The organism is Burkholderia alba (genome assembly GCF_034721475.1).
GTDB classification, from domain to species: domain Bacteria; phylum Pseudomonadota; class Gammaproteobacteria; order Burkholderiales; family Burkholderiaceae; genus Burkholderia; species Burkholderia alba.
The window spans coordinates 25,029-37,679 of sequence record NZ_JAWJWL010000026.1 but is presented as its reverse complement, the minus strand read 5'-3'; the positions used below and the strand labels follow the sequence as shown (position 1 = coordinate 37,679).

Here is a 12,651-nt window from a genome sequence, read left to right as displayed (position 1 = left end):
CGACGGCCGCCGCGCAGGCAGGACGCCTTATCCGAAGCTCTCCGCGATCAGCGACTGAAGGCGCGTTTGCGCGTCGCGCAGCCGCGCATCGAGGGCGGGCCGATCTTCGGCGGTGAACACGATGTGTCCCACCCGGCCGCGAAAATCCGTCAGCGGATGCACGGTCTCGCCCGGACGGAGATAGACCTCGACCTCGTCGCAGCCGGGCATCGCGCGAATATCGTCCAGCCCGCGCACGTCGCCCATCGTCGCGCCCGCGGCCGCCGATACGAAGCGCACGCCGGCGATGCCGTGCCGCTCGCCGAGCGCGATGCTCGGCGCGGGGATGTCGAGCGCGCAATAGCTTCGCACCATCGCGGCGGGCAGCGATACGCCCTTCGCCAGTTCCACCAGCCGGACGACCCGGCCGCCGCCCAGGCGGCAGTTGATTTCGATCAGGATCGGCCCCCGGCGCGTGAGACGGGCTTCGGCGTGAAAGGCGCCGATGTCGAGGCCGATCGCCCTCGCGACGTCCTCGATGTACTTCACCACCGCGCCGCGTTCGTCGCCCGAGAGCGACGCCTCGACGACATGCCCCATCTCCGCGAAGAACGGCGCGCCGTCGAGACGCTTTTCCGTCACGGCGACGACATGCGGCGTTCCGCGATCGAGGTAGCCCTCGATGCTGAATTCCGGGCCGTCGAGGTATTCCTCCAGCAGAAACGATTTGCCGACGAAATGGTCGACGTCGAGCATGCCGGCCGACGACGCCTCGAATGCCGCGCGCAATTCCGGCAGCGAATCCACGCGCCGGACCAGCACGCTGCCGCCGCCGTCGGTCGGCTTGAAAACCGCGGGAAATCCGACTTCGGCCGCGCCCGATTCCAGATCGGACAGCGTATGGATCTGCGCAAAGCGCGGCACCGCGAGGCCGGCGGCCTTCAGTCTTTGCCGGCACAGGAACTTGTTGCGCGCCGCGGCGGCCGTCGCCGTGGACAGGTGCGGCAGGCCGAGGCGGCGCGCGGTCTCCGCCGCCACGTCGACGCAGTATTCCCAGCCGGGAATCACGGCGAGAAACGCCCGGTCCTTGTGCAGTTGCAGGGCCGCGGCGGCTACCGCCTCGGTATCGTAGGTATCGACCGTCACGACCGAGACGCCCGGATCGTCGGCCGACCCGGTGAACTCGCGCTCGCCCTGGCGGGCCGTAAAGACGACGACGTCGAGGCCGCTGCGCCGCGCGGCTTTCACCAGCCCGATGCCCGACGACAGGGGCTCCAATATGATCACATGCATGGCCGCTCGTTCTCTCCCAGGTTGTGGAACACAGTGCATCGACAGACGCGTTCGCCGTGCCGCCCGCGATGCGCGGGCATGCGCGTCATCCCTCCGTTCTCAGCGCGGCAGGCGCCTTCTCGTATCGCGCCGACGTCACCCAGAGCAGCAGCGCCACCGCCCAGCACGCGGCGGCCGATACGCCCAGCAGCAGCGAGAAGCGGCCGAGACTCTCCATTAAGCCGGCCATGGTGCCGGACAGGTAGGCGCCCGCGCCGTAGACGGCCGTCCAGACGCCCACCACGAGCGCCTGGCGGCGAGGGGGCGCCAGTCCGGAGACCAGCGACACCGCGATCGGCGCGAACAGCAGCTCGCCGATGGTCGCCAGGAAGATCGCGAGCAGTACCCAGATCCAGCTCACCATCACGTCCTGGCCGTTGCCGTTGATGCCGATCGTCGAGAGCGACAGGACGCCGAAGCCCGCGCCGAGGAACACGACGCCGATCGCCAGCAGTTCCGCCTGGGACCAGCGCCGTTCCGACGCCGGGCCTTTCATGAGCGTCGCGAACAGCGGCCCGAGCAGGATCACGAAGAAGGGGTTGATCGACTGGACGAACCCCGCGGGCAGTACCGCGAAGCCGAGATCCCGCTGCACGTATCTGCGCGCGAGCAGCGTGACCGACGAACCCAGCTGATCGAACACGGCCGCGAACACGATGCCGGCCAGTCCGAGCACCGCGATGAAGAGCCAGGGGCTGTGAGCGGACGATGCGCTGCCGCTGTCCGCCGCGCGCGGCGATGACGACGCCGTAGCGGGCTTGCCGCCCGATTCGACGGCGGAGGACGCGTGCCGGCGCGTGGCGGTCCGGAACAGCCAGAAGGCGAGCAGCGGCCAGATGCCGCCCAGCAGGAAGCTGTATCTCGCGCCCACGCGCAGCGCCAGATAGCCGAACAGCAGCGGGCCGATCGCCGCGCCGATGTTGATGGCCGTATAGAGCACGGTGTAGGCGGAGTCGCGCAGCCGCTCCTCCGTATAGACGCGCGCGACCGCGACGCTCAGGTTGGTGTCGAACAGGCCGAACCCGAGCGTATAGACGGCCAGCGCCACGATCATCACGGTCGAATCGCCCCAGAAGAGCCCGACGTGGCCGGCCAGCATCAGGAGCAGCCCGAGCGCGCCGGCCGATCCGTATCCGCGCGCCGAGCCCAGGATGCCGCCCAGTATCGCGGTCAGGAAAAACGAGCCGTAGAACAGCCCGTAGACCTGTCCCGCCTGTTGCGCGGGCAGATGCAGGCTGTCGATCAGATACAGGATCAGCAGCGAGCGGATGCCGTAGTGGCCCAGGCGCTGCAGCGCGCCGGACAGGATGATCCCGGATCGCCAGATGCTCGTTTTCGCGGGACTCGATGGGGTAGTCGACATAGCGCTCGTGTGGATGGGGTCGGCCGGTTCGTCTGGCTCGCGACGCATCATGCAAAATACATGATGCTGTCCCGAACGCGCTTGAAAATCGGTGCGTTGGAGGCCGACTGCTTGCACTTGGCCTTGTGACGCGCTTTCACCTCGGGCGAGAAGGGCAGTTTGCCGGTGTCGGCGAAGCGGATCGCGATGTCGCCGTCGCGGACCGGCGTGATACGCCCGAGCGCCTCCCGATTGGACGGAAACGGAATGTCCAGCCGGCCGTCGTGGAACGCGTCGACGATGGCCGCGATCAGATCCGGCTCCGACAATACCGGATCCAGCAATTCGCGGGTTTCGCGCTGGACCCAGTACGTCTCCTCTTCAACGCGCTCGCGCGGAACGTCGACGAAGGAGAAGTACGCCTCGTAAGCGAGCCGGGTTCTGCGTATCCCTTCGGCGTTGACCTCCGCGTCCGGAATGCCGATCGCCTCCTGCGACGTCTTGTTGATGATCTTCGTGGCGCGGCCCAGGCGGGCCGTCAGGCCGCCGAACAGGATGAGCGTTTGCGCGCGCTCGACGTCCTGCGGAAACACGCCCATGAATTCATGCAGCACGGGGTACACGTTCACGTCGGCGCCGAGATAGTCCCCGGCGAGTTCGCGGATGGACCGCAGCGCGGCGACGTCCTGGATGATGTTGCCCGATTGCGGATAGGCGAGAGAGAGGCATCGGCATCCCGCCCGCGCGGCCAGGACGGCTTCCAGGAAAATGACGGCGAGCGAGATGGACGGCGGCATCAGGACCGCCGACAGCGAGCCGAAGAATTCGCGATCGATCGCGCATCCCGCCGCTTCCAGCGCACCGCAGGCCTCGTCGATCTCCTGCCAGGCGCGCAGCGACACCTCGAGCGGAACGTTGCGGCAGTACGGCAGGTTGTAGCTGATGCCGCCTCCTTCATAACTCTGGATGCCCCCGGCGACGCTTTCGACGAACAGGCGGCGGCCGTCCGGCGACCCGTGGCGTACCTGGATCGGACGATCGTAGCGTTCCGTGAGTTCGCGCACGGCCCGATAGCCGTGCGCGACCAGAGGATAGCCGTTCAGCTGTTCCGGCGCGTGCGCGAGCAGGCGCTTCGCGGTGTCGAACTTCAGCAGACGGGTGTGGCTGTCGATGGTCAGCGTCAGGCAATCGGCGGTATCGGGGCGGTTCAGCACGTCGAGCAGGGCGATCATCTGCCGCTGCGAGCCGACGCCGGAGCGCGGCTGGATCAATGCGACGCCGCTGCGATCGGCTTCGGCGAGGCGCTGGGCCATCGTGGGCCGGCTCAGTTGCGTGAGGTAGCGGACGATCTCGTCGACGGGCGGCACGTCGGGCACCGCTTCGAAGCAGGCGAAGCTCATGCCGACGCCTCCCTGGGCGCGTCACCGTACACGCCGGAATGGCTGCCCCGCTGCTTCTGCGGCTGTCCTTGCGCTTTGGGAAAGTCGGTGTCCTTCACGAGACGATCGTGGATGTCCTGCGCGTACGCCTGGCGTTCCGCTTTCGGCACGGCATGCACCTGCAGCGCGCCGTCGAGCGAAAAGGCCGCCACCGGCGCCAGCTCGTCCGCGGTCGCCACCGCGCCGGCGGCGGCCAGTTCGCGATAGCGGTCGTCCAGCGCGGCCGCGAAGTGGCCGGCTCGGCCGGCGACCGGCACGGGCTGCGCCGCGAAGCCCGGCGCGGCAAGCCGGCCCGATGCGTTCGCCGATGCCCGGCAGATCACGATGTGGTCCGGCAGGCACACCTGCACGCCCGGCCCGCTCTCGGCGATTTCCGTCCCGACGCGGGTCGTGCCGTCGGCGTCCAGCGTCGCGCAGCGAATCCGCACATGATGCCGCTCGGCCAGTTCGACGCAGCCCGAATGCAGCACCTTGGCGCCCCACTGCGAATAGGCTTTCGCCTGCCGGTAACCCAACTGCGGAATCAGCGACGTGTTGGCCAGCCGATAGGGATCGGCGGTGAAGACGCCCTCGACGTCCGAATAGATCGTGACCGCCGGACGGCGCATCGCGACGGCGACGGCAATCGCGGTCAGGTCGGAGCTGTTGCGCCCGAGCATGACGAGGCGATGGTCGTCGGTGACGGCTTGACCGCCGGAGATCGTGACCACCGGCGTGCGCCGCAGCGCATCCGCGATGACGGTGTCGGGAAAGTCGGTGAGCCGCCCCGCCGTGAAGTCGGCGGAAGCGCGCCATCCCAGTTGGAATGCATTCAGCGAGACGGCCTCCACGCGATGCGCGCCGAGCACCGCCCGCACGAGGACGGAGGCGAGGATTTCGCCGGTGCCGAGCGCCGCGTCGACGTCCTGCGGCTCGGGGGAGGGCACGATCGAATGCAGCAGTTCCGACAGGCGCCCGGTCGTGCCGGACATCGCCGAGACCACGACGCACAGGCGTTCGCCGCGCGCCACGCGCGCCGCGAGGTGGCGCGCCACGGCGTGATAGGCCTCCGGATTCGCGAAAGACGAACCGCCGAACTTGAGCACGCTGACCGCATCTTCGTTCATGTTGGGACCGTGGTGGTGCACTGGGTGCGCTTCTCTCTCGGTCGCCCATCCCGCGCGCGTCTCGGCGGGATGGGCGAGCCTCCGTCGACCGGCGGCGCGGCCGCGTCGTGCCGGCCATGTGTCCGGCGCGCTATAGCGCCTCGCTCGTCACGTTGCCGCGGAACAGGCCGGCCGCCGCGAGCCGGGACGTGTCGTTCATGGCGTCCGCCATGCGCGCGGATACGTCGAACGTTTCGGCGAGGCGATCCAGCAGCGGCAGCAGTTCCTCCAGCGTTTCCACGAAATGATCGATGCCGACCGCGCGCAGCTGATTCTGCTGCCCTTGCTTGTTGTTGCAGCCCAGCGTGTAGTGGCCGCCCAGGACGACCGGAATGCCGGCGGGCTTGTAATCGCGAAGCGCGTGCAGATCCTCCAGCGCGTGGCCGTTCTGATTGCACAGCACGTAGGCCAGCACCGGCGCGTGGCCCGGCGCGTCGGCCATCAGTTCCGCCACCGGATTCTGGCAGCTGCGATTGATCACGCTGTAGCCGTACTCCTCCAGCATGATGGCCGCCAGGTATAGCGACACGACATGCGTATCGCTCTCCGTTCCCCCCAAAACCACAATGCCCTTGCCAAACTGATCCATAGGATCCTCCATCCCGGTTCATGGATTCCCGACGAGACGGACCTGCACGGGGCGGGCCGATCTCGTTCGAGTCGCGTGCTCAGACTTCCACTTCGAGGTAATCGAGACGGGCGGCATGCTCGTGCGCCGCCGAGATATGGGAAAACACGATGTCGATCGCCGCGAACAGCCCCCAGATCTCGCGGTCTTCCATCTGTCCGGCCGCAATCGCGTCGCGCCGCGCGTATGCGCTGACGGCCCAGTTCGGATTGTTCGGCGCGACATGATGGAAGTCGTGCTGGGGCGCGTCGCCGGTGAGGACGAACATCCGGCAGGGCAGGTGGTAGAACAGCATCCGCGCGGCCCAGCGCAGCCACCTCAGGCCGCCCTGGCCGACGGGCGCCGCGTCCCCGCAGAAGCGCCCCCAGATCAGCTCGGCGGTACGCTGGCGCGGCGTGACGGTATTGAGCGGCCGCATCCACACGTGCTCGCAGATCAGTTCCAGGAAGGCGCTGACGTTGTAGAGCACGAACACGGGCAGCAGATAGCCGATCGCGATCGGCAGCCGCAACGGCGGATACAGCACGAGGAGCGCGCCGATCGCGAGCCACCAGACGATGGCGGCCAGGCGGCGCGGCAGGCGCTCGCACGTCAGGTTGGCGCGCCAGCGGTTGAACAGGTAGCGCCCGTGGAAGGCCGGGGAAAAACCGAGCAGCACGAGCTGGCGCCAGAGCTGCGGCTTCGAGCGCGCCTCGGTGAAGTCGAGCTGGCGGATGAACATCATCACCGGATCCTGGAAGGTGCCGAAGGTCTTCAGCGCGTGATGCACCTGGAAGTGGTCGTGCCGGTAGCCCTCGTAGTCCTGCGTGCAATTGAGCGTCGAGAGGACGTCGTGCACGATCCGGTTCAGGCGCTTGCCGCGGCAGAACCGCAGGTGGGCGCACTGGTGCGCGACGGTCAGGATCAGCAGACGCGAACCGTACAGCGCGAGCCCCACGGTGAACGGCACCAGCCAGACCGGCGCGCCGGCGCGCATCAGCAGGAAGAAGCTGCCCGCGATGCCGCCCAGGAACACCGCCATCGAGATGGCCAGGTAGGTCCAGCAGCTCGGCACGAACAGCGGCTGTTCGTCCGCGAGCGGCTTGCCGGTGAAGAGCGTCCAGAACGGTTGCGACCACTTCGGAAAAACAGCGTACGACTCTCGGATGTTCGCAGACATGTCAGCCTCGATGTGCGTGACGGCCGGATATGAAGCGTGAAGGGGCGCCGGTCATGATTCGACGGTATCGAGCGGCGCGCGCGCGGCGCAGGCTTCCTCGACCGCCGCCCCGACGATGTGCAGCCCGCGCTCGAGCGCATCGTCCGGGATGGTCAGCGGCGGCAGCAGCTTCACGACGTTGTTGCCGGGGCCGCACCGCTCGATGAGCAGACCGTGCGCCAGCGCGAGCGATTGCACGCGTCCCGCCACGCCGTCGTCCCGGAACTGGAGCCCCTGCATCATGCCGCGGCCCTTGCGGATGCATGCATGGCGCTCGGTCAGCGCGCTCAGGTGCCGCGCGATCTTCGTCTCGTTGGCCCGCACGCGATCGGCGAGCTGCGTGTCCCGCCAGAACTTCTGCAGCGCGACCGTGCCGGTGAGGAACGCATGCGCGTTCCCGCGGAACGTGCCGGTGTGCTCCCCCGGTTCCCATTGATCCAGCTCGCGACGCATCAACACCATCGCGAGCGGCAAGCCGAATCCGGACAGCGACTTCGCGAGCGTCACGATGTCGGGCTGAATCCCGAGGCTCTCGAACGAGAAGAACGTGCCGGTCCGGCCGCAGCCCGTCTGAATCTCGTCCACGATGAGCAGCGCGCCGTGCGCGCGGGCGAGGGCGGCGATTTTCTGCGCCCATTGCGGCGACGCGACGTTGAAGCCGCCTTCGCCCTGCACGCCTTCGAGAATGATCGCCGCGACGTTGTCGAAGCCGCTCGACGCGTCGGACATCATCCGTTCCAGCAGGTCGGCGCTGTCGAGGCCGTCGTGATAGCCGTCATAGGCGGCGCGATACGCATGCCCCAGCTCGCCCTGGAACGCGTGGCGGTAGTTGCGGTTGCCGGTGACGCTGAGCGCGCCCAGCGTGCAGCCGTGGAACGCATTGGTGAACGTGACCACATGGCTGCGGCCCGTGACCTTGCGTGCCAGCTTCAAGGCCGCCTCGACCGCGTTGGTGCCCGTCGGGCCCACGCACTGCAGCTTGTAGTCGAGCGCTCTCGGCCGCAGCACGATGTCGCGGAACGCTTCGAAGAAGCGCGTCTTGGCCTCGAAGTAGAAATCCAGGCCGAGCGCGATTCCGTCGCCGGCGATGTACTCCAGCAGCGCCGCTTTCATGTCGGGATCGTTGTGCCCGTAGTTCAGCGATCCGGAACCCATCAGGAAATCGATGTACTCCGCGCCCGTGGTGTCCCAGAGGCGGTGATTCGCGGCGCGCGAGAACATCACCCGCGTCTGGCGGGAGTAGCCTCTGACCGACGACTCCAGCGAGTCGTGCAATGCGATGTAATCCAAGGACGTCTCCTTTACGGGGTGGGGGCCGTGTCCGCCGGTCTTCCTACAGGATCTTGCGCGAGGTCGCCGACGCGCGGTGCGCGCGCGATTTCCTCAGGTCGCGGGCCACCTTCACGCGCTTCAGCCAGCGATCGGTGCCGTCGTATTTCGCCTTGAACGGATCGCGTCCGTGCACCGTGCGGAAGTTGTCGATGAACACCATGTCTCCGGGCCGCAGGCAGACGCGCGTCTTGTTCTCGTTCAGCGCCTGCAGGAACCCGCGCATCGCGGCCTGCGATTGCTCGCCCTCGTCCGCATACATGTAGGGCGGATCCAGGCGCAGGTAGGGCGCTTCCCGGTCGCCGAACAGAATCGCGGTTCTGGGCGGTTGCTTGATTTCCTCTTCGCGCTGCGACAAGGCCAGATCGCGATGCGTGTTGTAGCTGTTCTGCTGCGTGGCGGACGCCAGATGCGCGTCGTCGGGGCGGACGAAGAAGTTTTCGCCGAACAGCGTGTCGAGATCGAGGTGCGACGTGTCGAGATCGGACAGCGCGCTGATCGTGGTGCCGGTCAGATCCGGATTGCGCATGCAGATCAGCCCCAGGTAGTCGGGGGAGTAGGGGCTGAACGCATCCTCGACATGGAGAATGAATTCGTTGGCGCTGCCCCAGCCCAGCTGCGAATCCTCGTACTGCTTGATCGGCAGCACGTTGTGAACGATGTATCCGTCCTGCTCGGACGCCCACGTCACCAGGTCGCCGAGCAGCGTGCCGCAGAGCGACAGCAGCGCCTCCTCCTCGAGCGTGCGCGAGGCCGCCGGGCGCTCGTCCCAGCTGGCCGGCGTCGGACCGATCTTCTCCGCGTCGACGGGAAAGCCGCGAATCACCGCGACGCCGTAGTCGTTGTCGCGGAGGCGGAATTCGTTCATTCCCTTCCGCAGGCGCCGGGGCAGCGCCTGCGCCAGCAATGTCGCCTCCATCAGGAATTCCTGCGAGTCGACGCTGGTGAAGTTCGCGGCGACGTCTGCGAGCAGTCCGCGGATCTCGCCGATTTCCCGGTCATCCAACGTAATTTCGAGCATGACTGTGTCCCAAGATTTTTGCCCCGCCCAGTCGGTCCGGGCGGCGCGAAGCCTTCATCGACCCTGCCCGAGCGCACCGGGAGCGGGTCCGTCGCGCCGCCCGCCCTCGCGAGCGAGGCGGCCGGGCGCGGCGGCGGCCGTTCCCGGCGTCGCTCATCTGAAATACGACTCCATCTTGCCGTCGCGCCGGGTGTCCAGCGTGACGCAGTGAAAGCCGCCGCCGAGCATCCGCGAATGCCGCAGCTTCAGGGGCAGCACGTCGACGCCGTTGTCCTCGAGCAGCTTGATGAGCGGTAGCTGATCGCGGTCCGCGACGACCAGATCCGGCCGGATGCTGAACAGATTCAGATCGATCCAACTGGTCGCGATGGCCTGGGAGAGATAGTCGTCGCTGAAGCGATCGACGCCCACGAGCGGCGGGCTGTAGATGATTTCCCAGTCCTGGAAGCACTTGGGCAGCATCGCCTTCTTGACCCGTTCGGGGTTGCAGAGCAGCAGCCCGGGCCGCAGCGCCACGATCGACGTGTCGATGTGGCTGCCGTGATAGTCGAGCCGGCAGAGGTGCACGCGGTATTTCTCGCCGAGCATCGCCTGCAGCCAATGCGCGCCCATCTCGTTGCCGGTGCAGCTGATCAGATAGAGCAGGTCGTAGCCGAAGCGCAGCACGTTGGCGGCATCGAAGATGGGCTCGTCGTTCTTCGGAATCGGATAGGCGTGATCGACATCGAACACGTCGTCCAGCAGCATCGGCTTCGGCGCGCCATACCACCGGGCGCCCGTCTTCAGATAGTCCATCAGGATGCTGCGATAGCTGAAGCTTTCCAGATAACGGCCGCGGATGGTGTTCGGCGTTTCAATGATCTGATCGCCGATGACCGCGAAAATGTCGCGCGGGCAGTAGTTGTAGTAACCCCTGGTGGTCCAGAACGGCGTGGAAAACTCGCGGTCGTGCGGCCAGTCGTCGGGCCGCTTCACGACGACGTCGAGTTTTTGCAGCTGGCTGGCGAACGCATCGAGATCCTCGGCGGTTTCGTCGACGATCGCCTGCGGAATCGGGCCGTTGGGGATCGTGTCGAAGTCCCGTCCCGCCCATTCCCCGATATGAGAGCTTTTGTCGGGGTGAGGAAATCTCGCGTTCCGGATGTTGCCCACGATCACTTCCCGCAGCGGATCCCATTCGTTGCAGCTCCAGACGCGCGGCGACGTTTGCGCGCCCGCCCGCCAGGCGGCGTCCGCGAATTCGGTCTCGCTACCCTGACTTGCTGCCGGATGATCGATGATCTGGTTCATGGTGCCTCTTCAGTGATGTGAATGAATGCCGCCGAAGCGGACGCTGCCCGCGTGCTTGCGCTCATGACGCGTTCCACTTGAAGCCCGCCGATCGTTTCGCGAAGGCGACCGCCGCCGCGGTTCGGCCTGAGTGCCGAACCGTCCACGCTGCCGTACCGGATACCGGAATGCCGGCGAGCGCACCCGTCGGCCGGACCGGTGCCGCCGTCGTTATTGCCGCTTGGAATCGTGGGGCGCGGCAATACTGCTCATTCCGCGTCGCGTCATAAGCAATCCTTGGAAATTAATTTCGTGCATCGATCGGATTTCCTTCGATCAAGAAAGCCGATCCAGGTCATTCCAGCGCGATTCGCGCCACAAACTCGATACATTTGTCGACTCGACTCCTGTCCGGACAGACGGATATTCCGAGCGGCGGTGAAGCCCCGCGTCGGGAACCATGACCGGAAAGCGAATCGAGCAACTTATTTGAACCGGCCCGGAAACAGCCGGTGGTGACATGAGCGCCAACACAACTATCTTCTAATGGGTAATAACAACAAATCGCCGATGCTGAATTGGCGAAAATGCCGCTAGATTATGGGGGCGGTTTCTATCCTGCACTCCGCAATTCCATATCTATTGTAGTTTTACGGTTTGAAATAATTGGCATGGAGTAGTTCGGCAATACTACGCTCATCGATCCCGACGTATCAAGTTAATTTAATGTGGATCTCAATCCTTCCCTGTCAGGATGGTAAGTGGCTGAAAACATGGGGACTCATCATGTTTTTTCGCATAATCGTTCGATGCGGGGCGCGCAAGGTGACCCCCATTGTCATCGGTAAAACCTGCGGGAATTGACAGGTCATCCGGGTTCTTCGTTGCATGAGCGGATTTATTATGGAATCGTTGCCATGCGGGATATCCGGATTGAGATCGATTATTTTAAACATGCCCGGGAAGGTTATTCGCCGTTGATTCCCGATGCGATGGTGACGAATATCAAATCGCGTCGCGCCTGAATTCCCGGCCGGATCTGAATCTCCAGTATCTGGGATACGGATCGGGCATCCATTCGATCGGCAACATTTGCCGTCAGGTAAAACACGTCATTGAGGCGCCGTGACAAATTCATGGACGGCCGGTGTCGGGTTCGTGACGGCATACAATGATTTTTCTGGCCGGGAGGCGGAATCCGCCTCCCGGCGATCATGGCAATGCGATTGAAGCGAACATGACCTTTCTCCAGGCAGCCCTGAACGGCGAGCGTCGGCACGAGGCCGCACCCCGGCGTCCCGATGCGATCGGCGATGACGCGGCGGCATCGGTGAAGGCCGGCGCTCAGTCGGTGCACGTTCACGCATACGACGCGTCCGGAAAGGAAACGCTGAACGCGGCCGAATGCGGCGCCGTCATACGAGCCATTCGCGCGCGCTGCCCCGGCGTGCCGATTTCGCTCACCACGTCCGCGACGATCATGGCCGATCCGGTCCGGCGCTTGCGGGCCGTGCAGTCGTGGCGCGTCTTTCCCGACCTCGTGACCGCGAACCAGGGAGAGGAGGGGATCACCGCGCTCGGCGAATGGCTCATGTCGCGCGGTGTCGGCATCGAAGCGGGATTGCTGTCGCCCGCGGATGCCCGCGCGTTCGTCGCGTCGCCGCTTCGCGATCGATGTCTGCGCGTGCTGATCGAGCCGCTCGATCCGGATCCCGCGACGGCCCTGCGCGATGCCGATGACATGGAGGCGATCCTGTCGGCGGCGGGCATCGCGCTTGCACAGGTTCATCACGGCTACGACGGATCGTGCTGGGCGGTGAACGAGCGGGCGCTCGCGCGGGGGCATGGGATCAGGACCGGCATGGAGGATGTGACGGTGCTGCCCGACGGCCGGGCGGCGAAGAGCAATGCCGAACTGGTCGAAGCGGCGCGCGCCTTGATCGGGCGCATGGCGTCTCGCGCCTGAACG

At 66.0% G+C, this 12,651-nt stretch carries 10 protein-coding genes; 1 reads left to right on the top strand and 9 read right to left on the bottom strand.

The window, feature by feature from the left end; translation table 11 throughout:
- Positions 1–27: 27 nt before the first annotated feature.
- The 9 genes from RZR99_RS25650 to RZR99_RS25610 all read right to left on the bottom strand — a co-directional run bounded on the left by RZR99_RS25650 (position 28) and on the right by RZR99_RS25610 (position 10,703).
- Positions 28–1,272 (bottom strand): ATP-grasp domain-containing protein, encoded by a 1,245-nt coding sequence (locus RZR99_RS25650; protein ID WP_323122585.1) that lies wholly within the window; start codon positions 1,270–1,272, stop codon positions 28–30.
- A gap of 85 nt (positions 1,273–1,357) precedes the next feature.
- Entirely contained in the window at positions 1,358–2,674 is a 1,317-nt protein-coding gene (locus RZR99_RS25645) for a POT-type proton-dependent oligopeptide transporter (RefSeq protein ID WP_323122584.1), read from the bottom strand.
- A 47-nt stretch (positions 2,675–2,721) separates the two neighbouring features.
- Positions 2,722–4,053, bottom strand: a complete 1,332-nt coding sequence (locus RZR99_RS25640) for a hypothetical protein (protein ID WP_323122583.1) — start codon at positions 4,051–4,053, stop codon at positions 2,722–2,724.
- Entirely contained in the window at positions 4,050–5,198 is a 1,149-nt protein-coding gene (locus tag RZR99_RS25635; RefSeq protein ID WP_323122582.1) for an amino acid kinase family protein, read from the bottom strand. The genes RZR99_RS25640 and RZR99_RS25635 overlap by 4 nt, the downstream gene beginning before the upstream one ends.
- A 130-nt stretch (positions 5,199–5,328) precedes the next feature.
- Positions 5,329–5,826, bottom strand: coding sequence for a hypothetical protein (locus RZR99_RS25630; RefSeq protein WP_323122581.1), 498 nt, complete (start codon positions 5,824–5,826; stop codon positions 5,329–5,331).
- A gap of 79 nt (positions 5,827–5,905) precedes the next feature.
- Positions 5,906–7,024, bottom strand: coding sequence for a fatty acid desaturase (locus tag RZR99_RS25625; protein ID WP_323122580.1), 1,119 nt, complete (start codon positions 7,022–7,024; stop codon positions 5,906–5,908).
- A gap of 51 nt (positions 7,025–7,075) precedes the next feature.
- The gene (gene ectB, locus RZR99_RS25620) at positions 7,076–8,353 is read right to left on the bottom strand and encodes a diaminobutyrate--2-oxoglutarate transaminase (RefSeq protein WP_323122579.1); all 1,278 of its coding nucleotides are present in this window, start codon (positions 8,351–8,353) and stop codon (positions 7,076–7,078) included.
- A 43-nt stretch (positions 8,354–8,396) separates the two neighbouring features.
- A complete protein-coding gene (gene gntD / locus RZR99_RS25615) occupies positions 8,397–9,413 on the bottom strand; it encodes a guanitoxin biosynthesis L-enduracididine beta-hydroxylase GntD (RefSeq protein ID WP_323122578.1) in 1,017 nt (338 codons plus the stop codon).
- 153 nt (positions 9,414–9,566) lie between these two features.
- Complete coding sequence (locus RZR99_RS25610) at positions 9,567–10,703, bottom strand: inosamine-phosphate amidinotransferase 1 (protein WP_323122577.1); 1,137 nt, start codon at positions 10,701–10,703, stop codon at positions 9,567–9,569.
- 1,216 nt (positions 10,704–11,919) lie between these two features.
- On the opposite strand from RZR99_RS25610, the gene RZR99_RS25605 reads away from it, so the two are divergent.
- Positions 11,920–12,648 (top strand): 3-keto-5-aminohexanoate cleavage protein, encoded by a 729-nt coding sequence (locus RZR99_RS25605; protein WP_323122576.1) that lies wholly within the window; start codon positions 11,920–11,922, stop codon positions 12,646–12,648.
- The last annotated feature ends 3 nt before the right edge of the window (positions 12,649–12,651 follow it).

Bases quoted from the DNA above. Each gene is read 5' to 3' on its own strand.
- RZR99_RS25610 (WP_323122577.1), bottom strand. From the start codon at position 10,703: ATGAACCAGATCATCGATCATCCGGCAGCAAGTCAGGGTAGCGAGACC.
- RZR99_RS25625 (WP_323122580.1), bottom strand. From the start codon at position 7,024: ATGTCTGCGAACATCCGAGAGTCGTACGCTGTTTTTCCGAAGTGGTCG.
- RZR99_RS25645 (WP_323122584.1), bottom strand. From the start codon at position 2,674: ATGTCGACTACCCCATCGAGTCCCGCGAAAACGAGCATCTGGCGATCC.
- RZR99_RS25640 (WP_323122583.1), bottom strand. From the start codon at position 4,053: ATGAGCTTCGCCTGCTTCGAAGCGGTGCCCGACGTGCCGCCCGTCGAC.
- RZR99_RS25605 (WP_323122576.1), top strand. From the start codon at position 11,920: ATGACCTTTCTCCAGGCAGCCCTGAACGGCGAGCGTCGGCACGAGGCC.
- gntD (WP_323122578.1), bottom strand. From the start codon at position 9,413: ATGCTCGAAATTACGTTGGATGACCGGGAAATCGGCGAGATCCGCGGA.
- RZR99_RS25650 (WP_323122585.1), bottom strand. From the start codon at position 1,272: ATGCATGTGATCATATTGGAGCCCCTGTCGTCGGGCATCGGGCTGGTG.
- RZR99_RS25635 (WP_323122582.1), bottom strand. From the start codon at position 5,198: ATGAACGAAGATGCGGTCAGCGTGCTCAAGTTCGGCGGTTCGTCTTTC.
- RZR99_RS25630 (WP_323122581.1), bottom strand. From the start codon at position 5,826: ATGGATCAGTTTGGCAAGGGCATTGTGGTTTTGGGGGGAACGGAGAGC.